Raw genomic sequence first — 17421 nt, forward strand, 5'->3', positions numbered from 1 at the left:
GCCCCGCGTGCGTCTCATGCCCGGCCGCGACGGGCCGGAGGCACCGCGAGACCGCGCAGCCGGAGGCATAGCATGGAGCGTCCGCTCCTCGTCTACACCACCTTTCCCGATGCCGAGACCGCGCTCGCCATCGGCGAGGCGCTGGTGCGCGACAGGCTCGCGGCCTGCGTGAACGTGCTGCCGGGGATGCGCTCGGTCTATGCCTGGAAGGGCGCGGTCGAGCGCGGCGAGGAGGTCGTCGCCATCCTCAAGACCCGCGAGGGGCTGGCGGACGCGCTGACGGCGGCGCTGAAGGCCCGCCACCCCTACGAGACGCCGATCGTCCTGCACCTGCCCGTCGCCGGGGCGGATGCCGGCACGGCGGCGTGGATTTTCGGCGAGACCGGCGGCTGAACTCACGCGATGCCGCGCCCGGCGACACGGGCGAGGTGATGCAGCGCGATGGCGCCCGCCGTCGCGACGTTGAGGGAATCGAAGCCGCCGCTCATGGCGATGCGCACGCCGCGCATCCGCGCGATCAGGCCCGGCGGAAGGCCCGGCCCCTCCGCGCCGACGAGGACCAGCGCGCGGGGCAGGGGCGGGAGCGCCTCGATCTCCTCCGCGCCGGCGGGGCTGAGCGCCAGCGGCGCGAGGTCGTGGACGCGGGCGAACTCGGCCCAATCCTCGTCCATGCGCGCGAAGGGCGTGACCAACGCCGCCCCGGAGGAGACGCGGATCGCCTTGCGGTAGAGCGGATCGCAGGTGGCGGCGTCGGCGAGCACGGCATCGGCGCCGAAGGCGGCGGCGTTGCGGAAGAGGCCGCCGACATTGTCGTGGTTGGACAATCCGGCGAGGCCGAGCACCAGGGCCGGCGCGGGTGCCGGCGGGATGAGATCGGCGGCGCGGGGTTCCTCGCCGCGCAGGCCGATGGCGAGCACGCCGCGATGGATCGGGAACCCCGTCACCGCGCTCATCACCGGCTTGCCGGCGAGGTAGACCGGCGCCCCCACGGCGTCGAGGGCTTCGCGCAGCGCCGGAAGCCGCTCGGGCGCCAGCAGCACCGATTCGAGCCGGAACCGCGCGCGCGGCGACAGCATCAGCCGCAGCGCCACCTCGCCCTCGACCACGAAGCGGCCCTCCCGGCCGACGAGGTCGCGCTCGCGCATGGCGGCGTAGGGCGCGAGCCTCGGATCGGCGGGGTCGTCGATGGCGACCGGCGGCGAGCTCACGCGCCCGGACGGCCGCCCATGCGCACCGCGAGCGGATCGGCCTCTTCCTTCTTCGGTACCTTCACCAGGGCCTCGCCGTCGAGCACGACCTCGCCGCCCACCGAGCAGGTGCAGGAGAGCCGCGCCCGGCGCCGCTCGGGCACCAGCTCCGCCACGGTAACGGTGACGTCGACGGTGTCGCCGATGCGCACGGGCGCGCGGAAGTTGAGGGTCTGGCTGATATAGACCGCCCCCGGCCCCGGCAGGCGGGTGCCGAGCACCGCCGAGATCAGGCCGGCGGTGTAGAGGCCGTGGGCGATGCGGGTGCCGAAGGGCGTGCGCGCCGCGAAATGCTCGGAGAGGTGGATCGGGTTGCGATCGCCGGTGATCTCGGCGAAGCCCACCACGTCGGAGGAGGCGATGACCTTCGAGAGCGTCTCGGAGAGCCCGACCTCCAAGTCTTCGAAATACAAAATACGCAGTTCGGGCAACATCGTAGCTCTCCCGGTCCCGTCCGTCCGCATGCGATGCGGCGTCCTCCCGCCCCGCCTCGCACAGCCGGCGGCGCAAATCCAGTATGCAGGCCCTCGACAGGGTGAGCGGCCCCCGGCAAGACGCCCCCGTTCCGTGGAAAGGGACCAGAGCCTTGTCGAACCGTCCCGCCCCGACGCCGCGCTTGCGCCCCGTGGTCGCCCGCGTCGCCGGGCTGAATCTCGCCTATTTCGGCGTCGAGATCGCGGTGGCGCTCGCCATCGGCTCGGTGGCGCTCATCGCCGACAGCCTGGACTTCCTCGAGGACGCGGCGATCAACCTGCTGATCTTCGCCGGCCTCGGCTGGAGCGCGCGCAACCGGGCCCGGCTCGGCACGCTGCTCGCCGGCATCCTGCTGGTGCCGGCGCTGGCGACCGCCTACGCGGCCTACGAGAAGTTCTCGGACCTGAGCCCGCCGGCTCCCGTGCCGCTGGCGCTCACCGGGCTCGGGGCGCTCGCCGTCAACCTCGCCTGCGCGGCGATGCTCGCCCGCCACCGCGAGGGCGCCGGCAGCCTGACGAAGGCCGCCTATCTCTCCGCCCGCAACGACGCCTACGCCAATCTCGCGATCATCGCGGCGGGACTGGCGACGGCGGCCTATCCCTCGCCCTGGCCGGACCTCGCCGCCGCCGCCGGCATCGCCGTGCTGAACGCCGATTCCGCCCACGACATCCTCAAGGCCGCCCGCGCCGAACGGCGGGCGGCGCGGGCGGAGGAGGGCGGCTGACGCTCAGAACAGCCGGCTCCCGTCCGGCACCGCGAGGTCCGGGCGGAACAGCACCACCTCGCCCTCGGCATCGGCGAAGCCCAGCGTCAGCACCTCCGACAGGAATTTCCCGATCTGCCGGGGCGGAAAGTTCACCACCGCCGCGACCTGCCGGCCGGGCAGCGCCTCGGGCCGGTAATGCCGGGTGATCTGCGCGCTGGACTTCTTGCGCCCGATGGCCGGCCCGAAATCGATGACGAGCTTGATCGCGGGCTTGCGCGCCTCGGGAAAGGGCTCGGCGGAAACGATGGTGCCGATGCGGATGTCCACGGCGAGGAACGCGTCGAACCCGATCTGCGGGGCGGCCGGGGCGTCGAGGGAATGGCTGGCGTGCATGGCGTCCTGTCCGATGATGCGAGGTCTCATCTGGGGTGCGGCGGCGGCCGTTGACAGCGCCCCGGCGGCGCTGGCCTTAGGGAAGCGCCATGCGCCTCTTCCCCATCTCCGACCTGCATCTCGAGCGCCGCCTGCCCGACGCGATCCCCAGGCCGGCGGCCCCCTTCGACGTGCTCGCCTGCGCCGGCGATCTGCACGAGGGCCATCCCGAGCGCGGGCTCGCGGCGCTGCTGGCGCTGGCCGACGGGCGGCCGATCGTGCTGGTGCCGGGCAACCACGAGCACTACGCCCCGACCGGCGATTCCCGCACCGCCCCGCAGCTCCTGGCGGCGCTGGAAGCGGAGGTGGCGCGGGCCAACGCGGCGGGCGGCCGCATCCACCTGCTCCAGCGCGGGCAGTCTGTGGCGATCGACGGCGTGCGCTTCGTCGGCACCACCCTGTGGAGCGACTGGTCGCTCGCCGGACGCTGGCGCGACGGCCCGGACGAGGACGGCGTCGGCGATCCCGTCGCCTATGCCGCCGCCCGCATGACCGATCCCGTCACCGGCTCGCGCGAGTATCGCGGCTCGATCCGCAAGGGCGACGGCACGCCCTGGCGGCCGGCCGACGCCATGGCCGCGCACGACACCGAGCGCGCCCTGCTGCTCGCGGCGCTGCGCCGGCCCCATGACGGCCCGACCGTCGCGATCACGCATCACCCGGCGAGCCCGCTGGCGGCGGATGCCTTCCGCGACGCCCCCGGCGTGCCCTGGTGGGTGCCGGCCTTCTACGCCACCACGGTCCTCGAAGACCTGCCCGACGCCGGGCGCCCGGAGATCTGGATCTCGGGCCATTTCCACGCCGGCCACGACCGGCGCGTCGGCCGCTGCCGCTGGGTGGCGAACCCGGTGGAGGGCCGAAACTTCGATCCCCGCCTCGTCGTAGAGATGCCGGGGAGGGGAGCCGCCTGAACCGGCGGCACCTTGGCGGCGCGCCCGCGCGCCCCATCCTCCCGCGACGCCATCCGGGACGGAGAGCCCCATGAACGCCTTCATCGCCGTCGTGCTGGTCTGCGCCAACGGCATCCCCATGGAGTCCTGCACGGAGGAGAAGGCGAGCGAGGTGCGCAAGGTCCGGGTCGCCAACGAGCTCGGCTGCACCAGCGGCTGGCAGGAGATCATCGCCCGCACCGACATGCGCGAGGAGATCGGCAAGACCGCCTATCTCAAGACCGAATGCCGCCGGGTGAAGGAGCCCGGCTAGCGGCCGGCCACCAGAGGCGGCGGAGACGGGCTCTCCAGCATGCCGATCTCGATGACGAACTTCTGGCGCAGGGCGCGGGAGAAGTCGCGGTAGCCCTGCGCCGCCAGCAGGAAGGCGGAGGGGCCGCCGACCACGTTGGCGCGGTACCACTGCTCCAGGCCGACGCGCCGGTCCTCCTGGATCGGCATCTCGCGCAGGCCGTAGCCCGGCGCGCGATAGGCGCCGGCGCCGACCACGTCGTTCTCGCCGGGCACCAGGATCGGCAGCCCGTTGACGGTGGCCCCCGTGGCGAGAAGCGCCTCGCGCTGCTGGCGGATGGCGTCGGGGTCCGAGCAGTTGTCGCCGCCGTCTCCCGAGACGTCGACCACCACGCGGTCGGCCGCCACGGGGAGCGCCGGGATCACGCTCGCCGTGATCGTGGACATCATCCGCCCGACGCAGGTGAAGTCGCCCTTCCGGCGGGGGAGCGCGCGTACCTCGGCGGCGGTGGCGAGCGCGTCCGCCCTCGTCGCGATGCGGCGCCAGCCGACGGCGAGGCTCGCCTCGTCCGCCCATGTCACCATGGAGAAGTAGATGCCGCCGGGACTGCCGAGCACCGCCCGGAGCACGGCGGCATCCTCCAGCGCCTCGGCGATACCCTCCATCTGAAGGCGGAAGCGCGCGTCGTCCACCGAGCCCGAGACGTCGACGGAGACGACGAGCGCCGTGGCCACGCCGTCATCGGCGACGGGCGCCGCGAGCGCGGGCCCCGCCAGCATCGCGGCGACCAGAAAGGCCGCGCCGCGAAATCGCGAAAAGGAGGTCAGCGGTCGTACTTGATGTAGGCGAAGCGGGGATCGGTGGGCGTGCCCTCGAGGCCGTTGCCCTCGGTGCCGGGCTGCCAGGCGACCACCTCCTCGATCTTCCTCGCGAGGGCGAAATCCTTGTCGGTGATGCCCTTGGCGGCGTGGTTCATCAGCCGCACCTCGACCCAGGCATAGGAGGCGGTGAGGTCGGGATGGTGCCAGGCGGCCTCCGCCAGATGGCCGACGGTGTTGATGACCATGAGCGTGCCCTTCCAGCTCGCGGTCTTGTAGGTGCGGCGGATCCAGCCGTCCTCGTAGCGCCATTCCGGCAGCTCGGCCTTCAGCCGCGCCGCGATCGCCGCGTCGTCGAGGGTTCCTTCGCGCCGCTCCGCCATCCGTCCGCTCCGCCTCCGTTCAGGACGGGGGAAACTGCGCCGCGCCGGGCGCGGAGGCAAGGCCGGCCGCCGGCCGCGCCGGGGATGGCGGGAGGGAGCGCGGAAAGGCCCCACCTCGAGGGCGGTGGACGGCCTTACCGCGAGCCCGTAAGGACGTTGTAAGGACAGAGGGCCGCGCGCGTTCGCACGGCGACATCGGTCCGGCACGGTTCGGGGAGATCAGGCGTCATGCTGTCACGGCGCGGAGTTCTCGCGGCTGCGGCGTCGCTCCTGCTGCCGCGCCCGGCACTGGCGGGGGAGACCGTGCGTCTCGGCGTGCTGCCCTTCGGCACCGCCTCCTGGGAAGCCGCCGTCATCAAGGCGCGCGGCCTCGACACGGCCAACGGCTTCACCCTGGAGACCGTCAAGCTCGCCGGCACGGATGCCGCCCGCATCGCCTTCCAGGGCGGCCAGCTCGACGCCGTCATCGGCGACCTGATCTGGGCGGCCAAGCTCCGCAACGAGGGGCGCGGCGTGAAGTTCGTGCCCTATTCAAGCACGGAAGGCGCGCTGATGGTGCCCGCCGACAGCCCGATCAAGGGTCTCGCCGACCTCGCCGGCAAGCGCCTCGGCGTCGCCGGGGGCGCGCTGGACAAGAACTGGATCCTGCTGCGGGCGCAGGCACGCGAGGCGGGCCGGCTCGACCTCGAATCCGCCGCCCGGATCGCCTACGGCGCGCCGCCGCTGCTCACGCAGAAGCTCGAGGTCGGCGAGCTCGACGCGGCGCTGCTCTACTGGACCAACTGCGCCCGGCTGGAGGCCAAGGGCTTCCGCAAGCTGGTGAGCGCCGACGACATCATGCGCGCCTTCGGCGCCAAGGGCTCCGTGACGCTCATCGGCTACCTGTTCTCGGCGGAGGCGCTGCGCCAGCCCGAGGCGGTGCAGGGCTTCGCCCGCGCCTCCGCCGCCGCCAAGGAGGCGCTGGCCACCGACCCCTCCGCCTGGGACGTGGTGCGCCCGCTCATGGCGGCCGAGGACGAGCCGACCTTCGAGGCGCTGAAGCGCAACTTCCTCGCCGGCATCCCGCGCAGGCCCCTCGGCGTCGAGCGCGCCGACGGCGAGACCATCTACGCGGCCCTGGCCAAGCTCGGCGGCGAGCGGCTCGTCGGCACCGGCACGAGCCTGCCCCCCGACCTCTATCTCGACGCGGGCCGCAATGGCTGAGCGCGGGCTCCCGCCCGTGACACGGGCGTGCCTCACACCTTCGAACAGGTCCGTTCGAAGGCGCGGCTCGACGCGGGTCCGCTGATCCGCATGGCCCTGGCCGCACGCCTCGTCTCCCTCGCCGTCCTGGTCGCCCTCTGGCAGCTCGCCGCGACCATCGCCGACACGCGCACCCTGCCGAGCCCGAGCGCGGTCGCCGCCTTCGTCGTCCGCGAGATCGAGAGCGGCGGCATGCTGTTCAATGTCGGCGTGACGCTCGCGCGCGTCGCGGTCTCCTTCGTCATCGCCATGAGCCTCGGGGTGGCGCTCGGCGTGCTGCTGGGCCGCTCGAAGCTCGCCGACCGGGCCCTCGACACGCCGCTCCTCGTCGTCCTCAACACGCCGGCGCTGGTCATCACCGTGCTGGCCTATGTCTGGCTGGGCTTGAGCGAGACGGCGGCCATCGTCGCCGTGGCGCTGAACAAGCTGCCGAACGTCGCGGTCATCATGCGCGAGGGCGCGCGCGGGCTCGATCCGGGCCTGGAGGAGATGGCGCGCACCTACCGGATGGACCGCCGGACCTGGGCGGCGCATGTGCTGATCCCCCAGCTCCAGCCCTTCGCGGTGGCGGCGGCGCGCTCCGGTATCTCGCTCGCCTGGAAGATCGTGCTGGTGGTCGAGCTGATCGGACGGCCGAACGGGGTGGGCTTTGCCATCAACTACTATTTCCAGCTCTTCGACGTGACGGCGGTGATCGGCTACAGCGTCGTGTTCATGAGCGTGATGCTCGCCATCGACACCCTCGTCCTCCAGCCCATCGACGCGCATGTCCGACGCTGGCGCTGAACCGCCCGTCCTCTCCGTCGAGATCGCGCGAAAGGTCTACCGCTCGCGCCGCGCGGAGCCCGTGGAGGCGGTGCGGGGCCTGGCCTTCCGCGTGCCGGCCGGGGAGATCGTCTGCCTCATCGGCCCCTCGGGGGCGGGCAAGACCACGACGCTGCGCATCCTGCTCGGGCTCGACCGCGACTACGAGGGAAGCGTCGCGCCGGACCCGCGCGAGGCGGGGGCGGGGGTCGGCATGGTCTTCCAGGAGCCGCGCCTGCTGCCCTGGCGTACCGTCGAGCAGAACGTGCGCCTCGCGCTTCCGCGCGAGCGGCGCGCGCGCGACCTCGACGGATTGTTCGCGCCCCTCGGCCTGGAGCCCTGGCGCGACCGCTATCCCGGCGCGCTCTCGCTCGGCATGCAGCGCCGGGTGGCGCTCGCCCGCGCCCTCGCCCTCGATCCGCGCCTGCTGGTGCTCGACGAGCCCTTCGTGTCCCTCGACGACACGGCGGCGGCGCAACTGCGGGCCATCGTGGCGGACACCGTCGACCGCCTGGGCATGAGCGTGCTCATGGTCACGCACAACATCGCCGAGGCGCTGGGGCTCGCCGACAGGCTGCTGCTGGTCTCGGCCCGCCCCGCCCGGCTGGTGGGCGAGGAGCGGCTTCCGGTGCCGCGCCCGGCCCGCGACCGGGCCTTCGTCGAGGCGACCCGCGCGGCGCTGGCGGCACGCTATCCCGGCGTCATCGCGGATTGAGCGGTGCGCGGCCGTGAGCGAAACCCGCTCCGCAGCCTCGACGGAAGGGACCCGGAGACGGAACGCCGATTTATCGGCAGCCTTCGGGATGAGGTCGAGCAGTCGGAGAAGCCGACCTCAAGGCTCCAGCCCCTCCCCCTGTCGCCGCGCGGCGCGCAGCTTCTCCACCCGCGCGACCGAGAACACCGAGGCCTCGTAGAGCAGCAGCATCGGGATCGCGAGGGAGAGCTGCGAGATCACGTCCGGGGGCGTCAGGATCGCGGCGGCGACGAAGACCAGCACGATGGCGTAGCGCCGCTTCTCGCGCAGGAACTTCGCGTCGATGATGCCGATCTGGCCGAGCAGCGTCAGGATCACCGGAAGCTGGAAGGCGATGCCGAAGGCGAAGATCAGCGTCATGATGAGCGACAGGTACTCGTCCACCTTCGGCAGCAGCGCGATGGTCGGCTCGCCGGCGACGCCCACCTGCTGAAGGCTCACGGAGAACCGGATCAGCAGCGGCATCGCCAGGAAGAACACCACCAGCGCGCCGAGCAGGAAGAAGATCGGCGTCGCCACGAGATAGGGCCGGAAGGCGTTGCGCTCGTTGCGGTAGAGGCCCGGCGCCACGAAGGCGTAGATCTGCGTCGCTATGACCGGAAAGGCCAGGAACGCCGCCCCGAAGACGCTGAGCTTGATGTTGGTGAAGACCTGCTCGAGGAAATGCGTGGCGATGAGCTTCGCGTTCTCCGCGCCCACCACCGAGACGTAGGGGTGGACGAGGATGTTGTAGATGTCCTTCGAGAAGAAGAAGCACCCGAAGAACATCACCACGAAGGCGGCGAGCGACTTGATCAGCCGCGAGCGCAGCTCGATCAGGTGCTCCAGGAGCGGCGCCCGCGAGGCCTCGATCTCGGCCTCGTCCGCCTCGTTCACGGCGGCCATCTCAGGCGCCCTGGGCGGGAGGGGCGGCCGGGGGGCGGCGCACGTCGTAGCGGCCTCCCGCAGCAGCCTCCGAGGCTCGCAGATCGGCCACGGCGTCTGCCAGCGAGCGGGCGCGCGTCGCGGGAGCGACGGCGGGTTCGGCGGCGGCGAGGTCTGCAAGCGGGGGCGCGGGAAGCGGCGGTTCGGTCGGCGCCGGCTCGGCGGCCTTCGCCTCGCGGCTCTCGATGGCGCCCTTCAGCTCGTCGCGGATGGTCTGGACCGGGTTGAAGCCCGAGCCCGACATGCCGCTCATGGATTTGCGGATGCCGTCGACCTCCTTGCGGGCCTCGTCGAGATCCGCCTCGCGGATCGCCTCGTTGAACTGCATCTGGAACTCGCCGGCCATGGAGCGCAGCTTTCGCGTGATCTGGCCCACGGTGCGCAGCGCCTTCGGCAGGTCCTTCGGCCCGATGACGATGAGGGCGACGCCGCCGATCAGCATCACCTCGCCCCAGCTCATGTCCAGCATGGTCGTCGTCGGTCCTGTCGATCCGGGGCGGACCCCCGCCTTACATCACCCGATCGGTTTCCGGCACCCGCCGGGTCAGACCTTGTCGGCCTGGGAGACGTGGCTCGCGGGGATGGCGGTGCCGGGCGCCGTCTCGGCCGCATGCGGGAGGGTACGCACCGGCTCGTTGCCCGGCGCGGGCTTGGCGGCCTGCGCGGGCGTCTCGTCCTCGGCCATGCCCTTCTTGAAAGCCTTGATGCCCTTGGCGACGTCGCCCATCAGGTCCGAGATCTTGCCTCGCCCGAACAGCAGCATCACGATGCCGGCGACGATGATCCAGTGCCAGATGCTCATGCTGCCCATTGGGAACTCCCGCGCCCACGCGCCCGACCGGGGCGGCGCCTGCCATTGTCCATGATCGCCCGGAACCTAAGGACCGGGCGAAACGAACACAAGGCGAGGATGATGCGGCCGGTTGCTCAGGCCGCGGCGGAAAGTCCCGCCTCGAACCGGGCGCGGGCCTCGGCGACGTCGAATCCGCTCCGGTCCCGCCCGAGCCGGGCGAGCGCCCGCGCCGCGCGGTCGAGAGCCCGCCCCGAGAGCAGCGGCGCGCCCTCGGCCACGGCCTCCATCTCCGCGCGCTCGCCGTTGCAGTGCAGCGCCACGTCGATCCCGGCGGAGAACGCCTTCTCGGCGCGGGCCCTGAACGGGCCGGTGAGCGCGTGCATGGAGAGGTCGTCGGTCATCAGCAGGCCGTCGAAGCCGATGGCGCCGCGCACGATCTCCTCGATCACGACGCGCGACTGCGTCGCGGGAAATTCCGGGTCGAGTTGCGAGAACACCACATGCGCGCTCATGGCCATGGGCAGGTCGGCGAGCGCCCGGAAGGGGCGGAAATCCTGCGCGGCCAGCGTCTCGCGAGAGGCATCGACCACGGGCAGGTCCTGGTGGCTGTCGCAGGCGGCGCGGCCGTGTCCGGGGATGTGCTTCATCACCGGCAGCACGCCGCCGGCCATCAGCCCCTCGGCCACGGCGCGGCCGATCTCGGCCACCGCCTCGGGGCTGGAGCCGTAGGCGCGGTCGCCGATGATGTCGTGGGAGCCGGCCACCGGCACGTCGAGCACGGGCGCGCAGTCGACATTGATGCCGACGCTCGACAGATCATGCGCCATCAGCCGGGCGCCGAGCCTCGCCATGGCGGCGGCCGAGCCGTTCAGCCGTCCGAAGCGGCCGCCGGCCGGGTATTTCGGCCAATGCGGCGGGCCCATGCGCTGCACCCGGCCGCCCTCCTGGTCGATCAGGATCGGCGCGTCGGCGCGCCCGACCGTCTCCCGCAGCGCGTCGGTCAGGGCCAGAACCTCGTCCGGCGTGCCGATGTTGCGCTTGAACAGGATGAAGCCCCAGGGCCGCGCGTCGCGGAAGAAGGCGGCTTCCTCGGGCTCGAGGGTCCGTCCGGCGCAACCGAGGATCAGGGCACGGGAGGTCATCGGCGGGGACTCTGTGCGAGGGCTTTCGGTATCGGGGTCGGCGCGACTCGAAGCGGGGAGAATCGGCCCGCCGGCCCCCGCCCCGCAAGGCCCCACGGCCGGGACGAGGCGTTCCGGGCCCGCGCGGCGCGGACCTGTTGCCCGGATGAGTCAGGCGGCGCGGCGACGGAGCCGGCTCAGTCGGTCGGTCAGTTCTTGGCCACGAAGCACTGTCCGCCCTCGGCCTGGAGCTTCGAGCAGAGGCTCGCCGCCTCGCTCTTGCCGAGCGGTCCGACGCGGACGCGGTAGAGCGACTTGCCGTTGACCTCGGCTTGCCGGATCAGGGCCGGCTGGCCGGCGAGCTCGGCGTATTTGGCCTGCATCTGCTTGAAGGCGGCCTGGGCCTCGCCCGCGCTGTTGCGCACGCCGAGCTGCACCGAGAAGCCGCCGACGGAGCCGGTGGTCGCCGAGGTGGTGGCCGGGGCCTCGACCGGGGCGGCGACGGCCTCCGGCGCCACGGAGGCGACGCGCTGGGGCGCCTTGACGCGGGTGGGAGCGGGCGCGGCGGCGACCGGGGTCGTCTCGGCGGCGGGGGCGGCGACGGTCTGGGCCGGGGCGGCCTGCGGCAGCGGCACGGCCTGACGGACGGAGCGCGTCCGCGGGGCCGGAGCGGCCGGAGGCGGGTTCGAATCGGGCAGCGTCATCGTCGGGATGAGCGCGGGCGGCGGGGTCTGGGTCTCGGCGGCGGCCTGCTGCTGCTGGGCCGGGGCGGGCACCGGCGTGTCGGGCTTCACCGAGACCGTGCGCACGCGCCTCGGCTCGCCGAAGGCGTCCGAGAGGCCGCCGCCGGGCGTCACCGCCGCCGACGATTCGGAGCCTTGCGCCGCCCGCGCGGCCTGGGCCACGTCGAGGGGCTGCTCCTCGCGGTTGACGATGCGGATCTGGCCGTCCTTGGCCTTGGGCTCGTAGATCTGCTTGTTCTGATCGGGGATCTCGACGCCGTCGGCGGTCTTGGGCTGGATCTTCAGGGGCGCGGTGTCGGCCTTGATGATCGGCACGCCGCCGCTGCCGTCGCCGTGGCGGTGCAGGCCGCGATAGGTCAGCGCGCCCGTCACCGAGAGCACCACCACCGCGATGCCGGCGCCCACCGAGACGAGCTTGCGGCGCGGGGCGATCCGCTTGAGGGCGCGGCCCTCGTAGGCGTCCTCGGCCGTCTGCGCCTCCTCGGGCTGCGGCTGCGGGGCGTCGTGATAATCCCGCTCGACGGAGGCGAGGTACTGGTCGAAGGCATCGGCCGGCGTCTCGTGGCGCTCGGCGGCGGGCTCCCGGTAGCCGGCATGGGCGGCATAGGCGGCCTGCTGCTGCCCGAGCGGGCGGGCCACCGGATCCTCCGAGAAGCTCGGCTCGATCCGGGCCTGTGCTCCCTTGCGGCCGTCGCGGGCCTCGAGCAGGGCGCGGAAGGGGTCGTCCTGGCCGATGATCCGGGCGAGCTCGGCGAGCGGGTCGCCCTTGGCGGGAGCGGTGCCCTGCGCGCGCGGAGCCGATTCGGGGGCGAGATGGGGCTGCTGGAGATCGCGGGCGAAGGCCTCGAAATCGACTGTCGCTCGCGACGGGCTCGTCATGGCAGCACCCTCACTTCATACGCACGACGCGTAAATCCTCACCGCATCTCCTCCGGCGCGGTGACGCCGAGGATCGCGAGGCCGGAGGCGAGCACGCTCGTCAAAGCCTCGACGAGGGCCAGCCTCGCCCGTGTCGACTTTCGGTCGGTTGGATTAACAAACCGTAATTGCGGCAAGTCTTTGCCCTTGTTCCAGAAACCATGCAGGGAACTTGCGGTTTCATACAGGTGAAACGCGATCCTGTGCGGCTCGTGCGCCACGGCGGCCGATTCGACGACGCGCGGCATCTGCGCGATGAGGCGCATGATCTCGATCTCCCCCGGATCGGAGAGCACCGACAGGTCCGAATCGGCCAGCAGCGACGCGCGGGAAAAATCCTCGCCCGGCAGCGCGGCGGCGGCCTGGCGGAAGGCCGAGCGGCAGCGCGCATGGGCGTACTGCACGTAGAAGACCGGGTTGTCCTTCGACTGCTCGACCACCTTGGCGAGGTCGAAATCCAGCGTCGCGTCGTTCTTGCGATAGAGCATCATGAAGCGGATCGCGTCGCGGCCGACCTCGTCGATGACCTCGCGCAGCGTCACGAACTCGCCCGAGCGCTTGCTCATCTTCACCGGCTCGCCCGCGCGCAGCAGCCGCACGAGCTGGCAGAGCTTCACGTCGAGGCTGGCCTTGCCGTCGGTGACGGCCTTCACGGCCGCCTGCATGCGCTTGACGTAGCCGCCGTGGTCGGCGCCGAGCACGTCGATCATCTCGCTGGCGCCGCGCAGGAACTTGTCGCGGTGATAGGCGATGTCCGAGGCAAAATACGTATAGGAACCGTCCGACTTCAACAGCGGCCGGTCGGTGTCGTCGCCGAAATCGACGGTGCGGAACAGGGTCTGCTCGCGGTCCTCCCAATCCTCCGGCAACTGGCCCTTGGGGGGCGGCAGACGGCCCTCGTAGACGAGGCCGCGCGCGCGCAGGTCGTCGAGCAGAGCCGCGACGGCGCCCCCGTTCTCGCCCTGGAGAGTACGCTCCGAGAAGAAGGTGTCGTGCCGGATGCCGAGCGCGAACAGGTCCTCGCGGATCATGTCCATCATCATGGCGATGGCGGTGTCGCGCACCAGCGGAAGCCACTCGTGCTCGGGCCTGTCGAGGAGCGCTGGGCCGTGGGTCTCGGCGAGCTTCTGTCCGACCGGGACGAGGTAATCGCCCGGATAGAGCCCCTCGGGGATCGACACCGTCTCGCCCAGTGCCTCGCGGTAGCGCAGGTAGGCGGAGCGGGCGAGCACGTCGACCTGCGCGCCGGCGTCGTTGACGTAGTATTCGCGGGTGACGTCGCGGCCGGCGGCGGACAGCAGGTTGGCGAGGGCGTCGCCGAACACCGCGCCGCGCCCGTGGCCGACATGCATCGGGCCGGTGGGGTTGGCCGAGACGTACTCGACATTGACCTTGCCCGGCACGCTGCCCGGCGCCCGGCGCGCATAGGCGTCGGGATCGGCCAGCACCGAGCGGATCACGTCCTGGAGCACCTCCGGCACCAGCCGCAGGTTGAGGAAGCCGGGGCCGGCCACCTCGGCGCTGGCGATGCGGGGATCGCCGCGCAGCTCGGCGGCGAGCGCCTCGCCGAGTGCCTTCGGGTTGGCCTTGGCCTCCTTCGCCAGCACCAGGGCGGCGTTGGTGGCGAGATCCCCGTGGCTCGGGTCGCGCGGCGGCTCGACCACCACGCGGGAGAGGTCGAGCCCCTCGGGCAGCGCGCCGGACCGGGTCAGCGCTTCGAGGGCCTCGCGCACGCGCGCCTCGAACAGGGCGAAGATGTTCATGGGGTTCGATCAGCTTTTTTTCGTTCGCGGCCGGTCACGGGCGGCCGGAGGGGCGAGGACCATCCGGCCGCATAGCAAGGCGCCGGAGGCGAGTCACGGAGGGGGCGGCTCGGAGGCGGCGGGGAGCAGCCCGCCGAGAAAGCCGCGCAGGGGTTCCGGCAGCGGCACCGGGCGGCGCGTCCCCCGGTCGACATAGACATGGACGAAATGGCCCTGCGCGGCGGCCTCCGCGTCGTCCGCGCGAAACAACCCGATCTCGTAGCGCACGCTGGAGCGGCCGAGACGGGCCACCCGCACGCCCGCCGTCACCCGTTCGGGGAAGGCGATGGCGGAGAAGTAGCGGCAGCCGCTCTCGACCACGAGCCCGATCACCGGGCCCGCCGCGATGTCGAGGACGCCGGCCTCCACCAGCAGGCCGTTCACCGCCGTATCGAAGAAGGCGTAGTATACGACGTTGTTGACGTGCCCGTAGACGTCGTTGTCGCCCCAGCGCGTCGTCAGCGGCACGAGGCGCGGATACTGGCTTCGGTCGTCGCGGATGCGGTCGCTCATGCGGAGTCCGTGATGATTCGGGCCGGATCGACCGTTCGTTGGGGCCGCCCGGACTACCGATGCGTAGACTGCCCCCTTGAACGGACGCGGCCAAGATTGCGTTGAAAAGACATCGCCGATCCTCGTGCGGTGGAGAGACACCATGAAGGCCCTCGTTCTCGCAGCAACCGCGCTCGGCGCGACCGTTCTTCTCACTCCCGCCGCCGAGGCCGGCCCGTTCGGCGGCTACGGCCACGGCGGTTACGGTCATGGCGGCCGGTCGGCCGGCGGCTACGGCGTGTCCCACGGCGGCGGCTACGGCGCGCGCGGCTTCGGAGGCTACAAGGCGGCCGCTCTCGGCGGTGGCTACCGCACGGGCGGCTACCGCGCCGGCTACGGCGGATATCGCGGGGGCTATGCCGGCGGGCGCGGCTACGGGCGCGGCGCCCGTTACGGCCTGGCTGGTGCCGGGATCGGCTTGGGGTTGGGCCTGGCGGCCGGCGCCGTCTCCTCCGGCTACGGTTACGGCGGCGGCTACGGCTACCAGGGCGGATATGGCTACCGGGGCGGCTACGGCTATGGCGGCGGGTACGGCTACCAGGGGGGCTACGGCTACTCCTCGGGCTACGGCTACGCGCCCCCCACGTACGGCAGCGGCTACGGCTACGCGCCGGTGAGCTACGGCGCCTACGGCAACGACTGCTACGGCTACTGACGCCGCCGCCGCTCGCCCGGCCGTCAGGGCTCGGCGAGCGGCAGGCTCCGGCTCTCGGGGCTGAAATGCAGGTCCGGCGTCGTCGGGAAGAGCCGGCGATGGGCGAGCACCGCGTAGGTGTCGGTCATGCCGGCGATGTAGTCGGCGACGCGCCGGGCGATCTTCTGGTCCGGCGCCGCCGCGAGGCCCGCGCTCCATTCCTCCGGCATGCGCTCCGGCGCCTCGCGGAAGGCCGAGAACAGGTCGGCGACGATCACGTTGGCGTTCGCCCGCACGGCGACGACGCTCGGATGGCGGTACATCCTCGCGTAGAGGAAGCGCTTGATGTCGGCATCCGCCGCCGCCATCGCGTCCGAGAAGGCGACGACCGGCGCATCCGCGTTCCGCACGTCCTCGACGCTCCTCGGAGCGAGCCGCGCGATCCGGCGCGTGGATTCCGCGATCACGTCCTCCACGAAGCGGGTGATGACCCGCCGCGCGAGCTCGTGGATGGTGCGCGAGGGCTCCAGCCCCGGATGCAGCCGCGCGATCTCCGCGAGCAGCCCCGCCAGGAACGGCACCTCGGCGAGGTCGGCCAGATCGAACAGGCCGGCGCGCAAGCCGTCGTCGAGATCGTGCGAATCGTAGGCGATGTCGTCGGCGAGCGCCGCCGCCTGCGCCTCCGGCCCGGCATGGCGCGCGAGGTCGAGGGGATGGAGCGCGTCGTATTCGAGGATGGCCGCCGGGATGCCGTCCGCCGCGTAGCGCGGGGTCGGGCGCCCGTCCGGCGTCAGCAGCGGCCCGTTGTGCTTGACGAGCCCCTCCAGCGTCTCCCAGGCGAGGTTCAGCCCGTCGAAGGCGGCGTAGCGGCGCTCCAGCCGGGTGACGATGCGCAGGGCCTGCGCGTTGTGGTCGAAGCCGCCATGGGCCTCCATGCAGGCGCCGAGGGCGTCCTCGCCGGTATGGCCGAAGCAGGTGTGGCCGAGGTCGTGGGAGAGGGCGAGCGCCTCGGCGAGATCCTCGTCGAGCCCGAGCGCGCGGGCGAGCGCGCGGGCGATCTGGCTCACCTCCAGGGTATGCGTCAGCCGCGTGCGGTAATGGTCGCCCTCGTGATGCACGAAGACCTGCGTCTTGTGCTTGAGGCGCCGGAAGGCGGTGGAGTGGATGATGCGGTCCCGGTCGCGCTGGAAGTCGCTGCGGGTGGGCGAGGACGGTTCCGGGATCAGCCGGCCGCGGGTCGCCGCCGGGTCCGTGGCGTAGGGCGCGCGCCAGCGCTCACCGGGTCGGGGCAAGGGCCTGCATCCGTTCGAAGCCGATCCGCCTGTCCATGCATTCTCCCCCTGCGGGCCGCCGCGTTGCGGCGCGGGCCCGTCGCCCATATCTTGTTTCGGACAGCGGGCGCCGCAATCGCCGCGACAGAGTGCCGGACATGGCCGATATCGTCCTGACCCCCCGCGCCGCCAGGCGCATCAACGAAATCATGGGGGCCGAGCCCCCCGGATCCAGCCTGCGCATCAGCGTGAACGGGGGCGGCTGCTCCGGCTTCTCCTACGCCTTCGACATCGCCCGCGACCGCGCCGACGAGGACCTCGCCATCGAGCGCGACGGCGCGACGGTGCTGGTCGACCCCGTGTCGCTCGAATACATGGCCGGCGCCACCATCGATTTCGTGAACGACCTCATCGGCCAGTCCTTCAAGATCGAGAACCCGCAGGCCACCTCCTCCTGCGGCTGCGGCACCTCCTTCTCGCTGTAGAGCCCCCGATCCGTTGCGCCCGGATGACAGGTGCGGGCGCTCGCTGCCGCGCGGCGGCGCGTCCGATTGCCTCGCCCGTGCGGATGCGGCACGGATGGCACGGCCCGACCGGCCGCCGTCCCGCACGCGTCAGATC

Annotated in this window: 22 protein-coding genes; 9 read left to right on the forward strand and 13 right to left on the reverse strand. The window is 72.2% G+C overall.

Going from position 1 to position 17421, the window contains the following annotated elements:
• Positions 1-72: 72 nt before the first annotated feature.
• Positions 73-393, forward strand: a complete 321-nt coding sequence (gene cutA / locus ACP56T_RS18550; protein ID WP_430913642.1) for a divalent-cation tolerance protein CutA — start codon at positions 73-75, stop codon at positions 391-393.
• A 2-nt stretch (positions 394-395) separates the two neighbouring features.
• Here cutA and ACP56T_RS18555 read toward each other — a convergent pair whose 3' ends face one another.
• Positions 396-1145 (reverse strand): TrmH family RNA methyltransferase, encoded by a 750-nt coding sequence (locus ACP56T_RS18555; protein ID WP_430913687.1) that lies wholly within the window; start codon positions 1143-1145, stop codon positions 396-398.
• Between the two features lie 59 nt (positions 1146-1204).
• Positions 1205-1681 carry a 3-hydroxybutyryl-CoA dehydratase gene (gene croR, locus ACP56T_RS18560; RefSeq protein ID WP_430913643.1) on the reverse strand — a complete coding sequence of 159 codons (477 nt, stop codon included), beginning with the start codon at positions 1679-1681 and terminating at the stop codon, positions 1205-1207.
• A gap of 152 nt (positions 1682-1833) precedes the next feature.
• Here croR and ACP56T_RS18565 point away from each other — a divergent pair, with 152 nt between their 5' ends.
• Positions 1834-2445 carry a cation efflux transmembrane domain-containing protein gene (locus ACP56T_RS18565; RefSeq protein WP_430913644.1) on the forward strand — a complete coding sequence of 204 codons (612 nt, stop codon included), beginning with the start codon at positions 1834-1836 and terminating at the stop codon, positions 2443-2445.
• 3 nt (positions 2446-2448) lie between these two features.
• Here the strand turns inward: ACP56T_RS18565 and ACP56T_RS18570 are convergent, their stop codons facing one another.
• The gene (locus ACP56T_RS18570) at positions 2449-2820 is read right to left on the reverse strand and encodes a tRNA-binding protein (protein ID WP_430913688.1); all 372 of its coding nucleotides are present in this window, start codon (positions 2818-2820) and stop codon (positions 2449-2451) included.
• An 89-nt stretch (positions 2821-2909) separates the two neighbouring features.
• Here ACP56T_RS18570 and ACP56T_RS18575 point away from each other — a divergent pair, with 89 nt between their 5' ends.
• Entirely contained in the window at positions 2910-3770 is an 861-nt protein-coding gene (locus ACP56T_RS18575) for a metallophosphoesterase (protein ID WP_430913645.1), read from the forward strand.
• Between the two features lie 70 nt (positions 3771-3840).
• Complete coding sequence (locus ACP56T_RS18580; protein ID WP_430913646.1) at positions 3841-4062, forward strand: hypothetical protein; 222 nt, start codon at positions 3841-3843, stop codon at positions 4060-4062.
• On the opposite strand, the gene ACP56T_RS18585 is transcribed toward ACP56T_RS18580, so the two are convergent.
• Together ACP56T_RS18585 and ACP56T_RS18590 are read right to left on the reverse strand one after the other, a co-directional pair.
• On the reverse strand, positions 4059-4820 hold the full coding sequence (locus ACP56T_RS18585) for a DUF1194 domain-containing protein (RefSeq protein ID WP_430913647.1): 762 nt from the start codon (positions 4818-4820) through the stop codon (positions 4059-4061). The genes ACP56T_RS18580 and ACP56T_RS18585 overlap by 4 nt on opposite strands.
• A gap of 44 nt (positions 4821-4864) precedes the next feature.
• A complete protein-coding gene (locus ACP56T_RS18590) occupies positions 4865-5242 on the reverse strand; it encodes a 4a-hydroxytetrahydrobiopterin dehydratase (RefSeq protein WP_430913648.1) in 378 nt (125 codons plus the stop codon).
• A 228-nt stretch (positions 5243-5470) separates the two neighbouring features.
• On the opposite strand from ACP56T_RS18590, the gene ACP56T_RS18595 reads away from it, so the two are divergent.
• From ACP56T_RS18595 to ACP56T_RS18605, 3 genes are all read left to right on the forward strand, one after another.
• The gene (locus tag ACP56T_RS18595; RefSeq protein WP_430913649.1) at positions 5471-6445 is read left to right on the forward strand and encodes an ABC transporter substrate-binding protein; all 975 of its coding nucleotides are present in this window, start codon (positions 5471-5473) and stop codon (positions 6443-6445) included.
• A gap of 90 nt (positions 6446-6535) precedes the next feature.
• Positions 6536-7270: an ABC transporter permease gene (locus tag ACP56T_RS18600; protein ID WP_430913689.1), complete on the forward strand. Its 735-nt coding sequence runs from the start codon at positions 6536-6538 to the stop codon at positions 7268-7270.
• Positions 7251-8003 (forward strand): ABC transporter ATP-binding protein, encoded by a 753-nt coding sequence (locus ACP56T_RS18605; protein WP_430913650.1) that lies wholly within the window; start codon positions 7251-7253, stop codon positions 8001-8003. Before ACP56T_RS18600 ends, ACP56T_RS18605 begins: the two co-directional genes overlap by 20 nt.
• Positions 8004-8120: 117 nt before the next feature.
• Here ACP56T_RS18605 and tatC read toward each other — a convergent pair whose 3' ends face one another.
• The 7 genes from tatC to ACP56T_RS18640 form a co-directional block, all read right to left on the reverse strand.
• Positions 8121-8927, reverse strand: a complete 807-nt coding sequence (gene tatC / locus ACP56T_RS18610; RefSeq protein WP_430913651.1) for a twin-arginine translocase subunit TatC — start codon at positions 8925-8927, stop codon at positions 8121-8123.
• A 1-nt stretch (position 8928) separates the two neighbouring features.
• Positions 8929-9435 carry a Sec-independent protein translocase protein TatB gene (gene tatB / locus ACP56T_RS18615; RefSeq protein WP_430913652.1) on the reverse strand — a complete coding sequence of 169 codons (507 nt, stop codon included), beginning with the start codon at positions 9433-9435 and terminating at the stop codon, positions 8929-8931.
• A gap of 75 nt (positions 9436-9510) precedes the next feature.
• Positions 9511-9777: a twin-arginine translocase TatA/TatE family subunit gene (locus ACP56T_RS18620; RefSeq protein WP_430913653.1), complete on the reverse strand. Its 267-nt coding sequence runs from the start codon at positions 9775-9777 to the stop codon at positions 9511-9513.
• A 116-nt stretch (positions 9778-9893) separates the two neighbouring features.
• Positions 9894-10901 carry a beta-N-acetylhexosaminidase gene (gene nagZ / locus ACP56T_RS18625; RefSeq protein ID WP_430913654.1) on the reverse strand — a complete coding sequence of 336 codons (1008 nt, stop codon included), beginning with the start codon at positions 10899-10901 and terminating at the stop codon, positions 9894-9896.
• Positions 10902-11089: 188 nt separating this feature from the next.
• Positions 11090-12502, reverse strand: coding sequence for an SPOR domain-containing protein (locus ACP56T_RS18630; protein ID WP_430913655.1), 1413 nt, complete (start codon positions 12500-12502; stop codon positions 11090-11092).
• Positions 12503-12540: 38 nt separating this feature from the next.
• Positions 12541-14304: an arginine--tRNA ligase gene (gene argS / locus ACP56T_RS18635; RefSeq protein ID WP_430913656.1), complete on the reverse strand. Its 1764-nt coding sequence runs from the start codon at positions 14302-14304 to the stop codon at positions 12541-12543.
• 93 nt (positions 14305-14397) lie between these two features.
• Positions 14398-14856: an acyl-CoA thioesterase gene (locus tag ACP56T_RS18640; protein ID WP_430913657.1), complete on the reverse strand. Its 459-nt coding sequence runs from the start codon at positions 14854-14856 to the stop codon at positions 14398-14400.
• A gap of 142 nt (positions 14857-14998) precedes the next feature.
• Between ACP56T_RS18640 and ACP56T_RS18645 the strand changes: the two genes are divergently transcribed.
• Positions 14999-15550: a hypothetical protein gene (locus ACP56T_RS18645; RefSeq protein ID WP_430913658.1), complete on the forward strand. Its 552-nt coding sequence runs from the start codon at positions 14999-15001 to the stop codon at positions 15548-15550.
• A gap of 23 nt (positions 15551-15573) precedes the next feature.
• Here ACP56T_RS18645 and ACP56T_RS18650 read toward each other — a convergent pair whose 3' ends face one another.
• Positions 15574-16821 carry a deoxyguanosinetriphosphate triphosphohydrolase gene (locus tag ACP56T_RS18650; protein WP_430913659.1) on the reverse strand — a complete coding sequence of 416 codons (1248 nt, stop codon included), beginning with the start codon at positions 16819-16821 and terminating at the stop codon, positions 15574-15576.
• Positions 16822-16958: 137 nt separating this feature from the next.
• Here ACP56T_RS18650 and ACP56T_RS18655 point away from each other — a divergent pair, with 137 nt between their 5' ends.
• The gene (locus ACP56T_RS18655) at positions 16959-17285 is read left to right on the forward strand and encodes a HesB/IscA family protein (RefSeq protein WP_430913660.1); all 327 of its coding nucleotides are present in this window, start codon (positions 16959-16961) and stop codon (positions 17283-17285) included.
• Positions 17286-17421 lie beyond the last annotated feature (136 nt).

Source organism: Methylobacterium endophyticum (assembly GCF_050591105.1).
GTDB lineage: Bacteria > Pseudomonadota > Alphaproteobacteria > Rhizobiales > Beijerinckiaceae > Methylobacterium.

What these genes read in the sequence shown, in the direction of transcription:
- cutA (WP_430913642.1), top strand. Translation starts at nt 73, where the DNA reads ATGGAGCGTCCGCTCCTCGTCTACACCACCTTTCCCGATGCCGAGACC.
- ACP56T_RS18555 (WP_430913687.1), bottom strand. Translation starts at nt 1,145, where the DNA reads ATGCGCGAGCGCGACCTCGTCGGCCGGGAGGGCCGCTTCGTGGTCGAG.
- croR (WP_430913643.1), bottom strand. Translation starts at nt 1,681, where the DNA reads ATGTTGCCCGAACTGCGTATTTTGTATTTCGAAGACTTGGAGGTCGGG.
- ACP56T_RS18570 (WP_430913688.1), bottom strand. Translation starts at nt 2,820, where the DNA reads ATGCACGCCAGCCATTCCCTCGACGCCCCGGCCGCCCCGCAGATCGGG.
- ACP56T_RS18575 (WP_430913645.1), top strand. Translation starts at nt 2,910, where the DNA reads ATGCGCCTCTTCCCCATCTCCGACCTGCATCTCGAGCGCCGCCTGCCC.
- ACP56T_RS18580 (WP_430913646.1), top strand. Translation starts at nt 3,841, where the DNA reads ATGAACGCCTTCATCGCCGTCGTGCTGGTCTGCGCCAACGGCATCCCC.
- ACP56T_RS18585 (WP_430913647.1), bottom strand. Translation starts at nt 4,820, where the DNA reads ATGCTGGCGGGGCCCGCGCTCGCGGCGCCCGTCGCCGATGACGGCGTG.
- ACP56T_RS18590 (WP_430913648.1), bottom strand. Translation starts at nt 5,242, where the DNA reads ATGGCGGAGCGGCGCGAAGGAACCCTCGACGACGCGGCGATCGCGGCG.
- ACP56T_RS18595 (WP_430913649.1), top strand. Translation starts at nt 5,471, where the DNA reads ATGCTGTCACGGCGCGGAGTTCTCGCGGCTGCGGCGTCGCTCCTGCTG.
- ACP56T_RS18600 (WP_430913689.1), top strand. Translation starts at nt 6,536, where the DNA reads ATGGCCCTGGCCGCACGCCTCGTCTCCCTCGCCGTCCTGGTCGCCCTC.
- ACP56T_RS18605 (WP_430913650.1), top strand. Translation starts at nt 7,251, where the DNA reads ATGTCCGACGCTGGCGCTGAACCGCCCGTCCTCTCCGTCGAGATCGCG.
- tatC (WP_430913651.1), bottom strand. Translation starts at nt 8,927, where the DNA reads ATGGCCGCCGTGAACGAGGCGGACGAGGCCGAGATCGAGGCCTCGCGG.
- tatB (WP_430913652.1), bottom strand. Translation starts at nt 9,435, where the DNA reads ATGCTGGACATGAGCTGGGGCGAGGTGATGCTGATCGGCGGCGTCGCC.
- ACP56T_RS18620 (WP_430913653.1), bottom strand. Translation starts at nt 9,777, where the DNA reads ATGGGCAGCATGAGCATCTGGCACTGGATCATCGTCGCCGGCATCGTG.
- nagZ (WP_430913654.1), bottom strand. Translation starts at nt 10,901, where the DNA reads ATGACCTCCCGTGCCCTGATCCTCGGTTGCGCCGGACGGACCCTCGAG.
- ACP56T_RS18630 (WP_430913655.1), bottom strand. Translation starts at nt 12,502, where the DNA reads ATGACGAGCCCGTCGCGAGCGACAGTCGATTTCGAGGCCTTCGCCCGC.
- argS (WP_430913656.1), bottom strand. Translation starts at nt 14,304, where the DNA reads ATGAACATCTTCGCCCTGTTCGAGGCGCGCGTGCGCGAGGCCCTCGAA.
- ACP56T_RS18640 (WP_430913657.1), bottom strand. Translation starts at nt 14,856, where the DNA reads ATGAGCGACCGCATCCGCGACGACCGAAGCCAGTATCCGCGCCTCGTG.
- ACP56T_RS18645 (WP_430913658.1), top strand. Translation starts at nt 14,999, where the DNA reads ATGAAGGCCCTCGTTCTCGCAGCAACCGCGCTCGGCGCGACCGTTCTT.
- ACP56T_RS18655 (WP_430913660.1), top strand. Translation starts at nt 16,959, where the DNA reads ATGGCCGATATCGTCCTGACCCCCCGCGCCGCCAGGCGCATCAACGAA.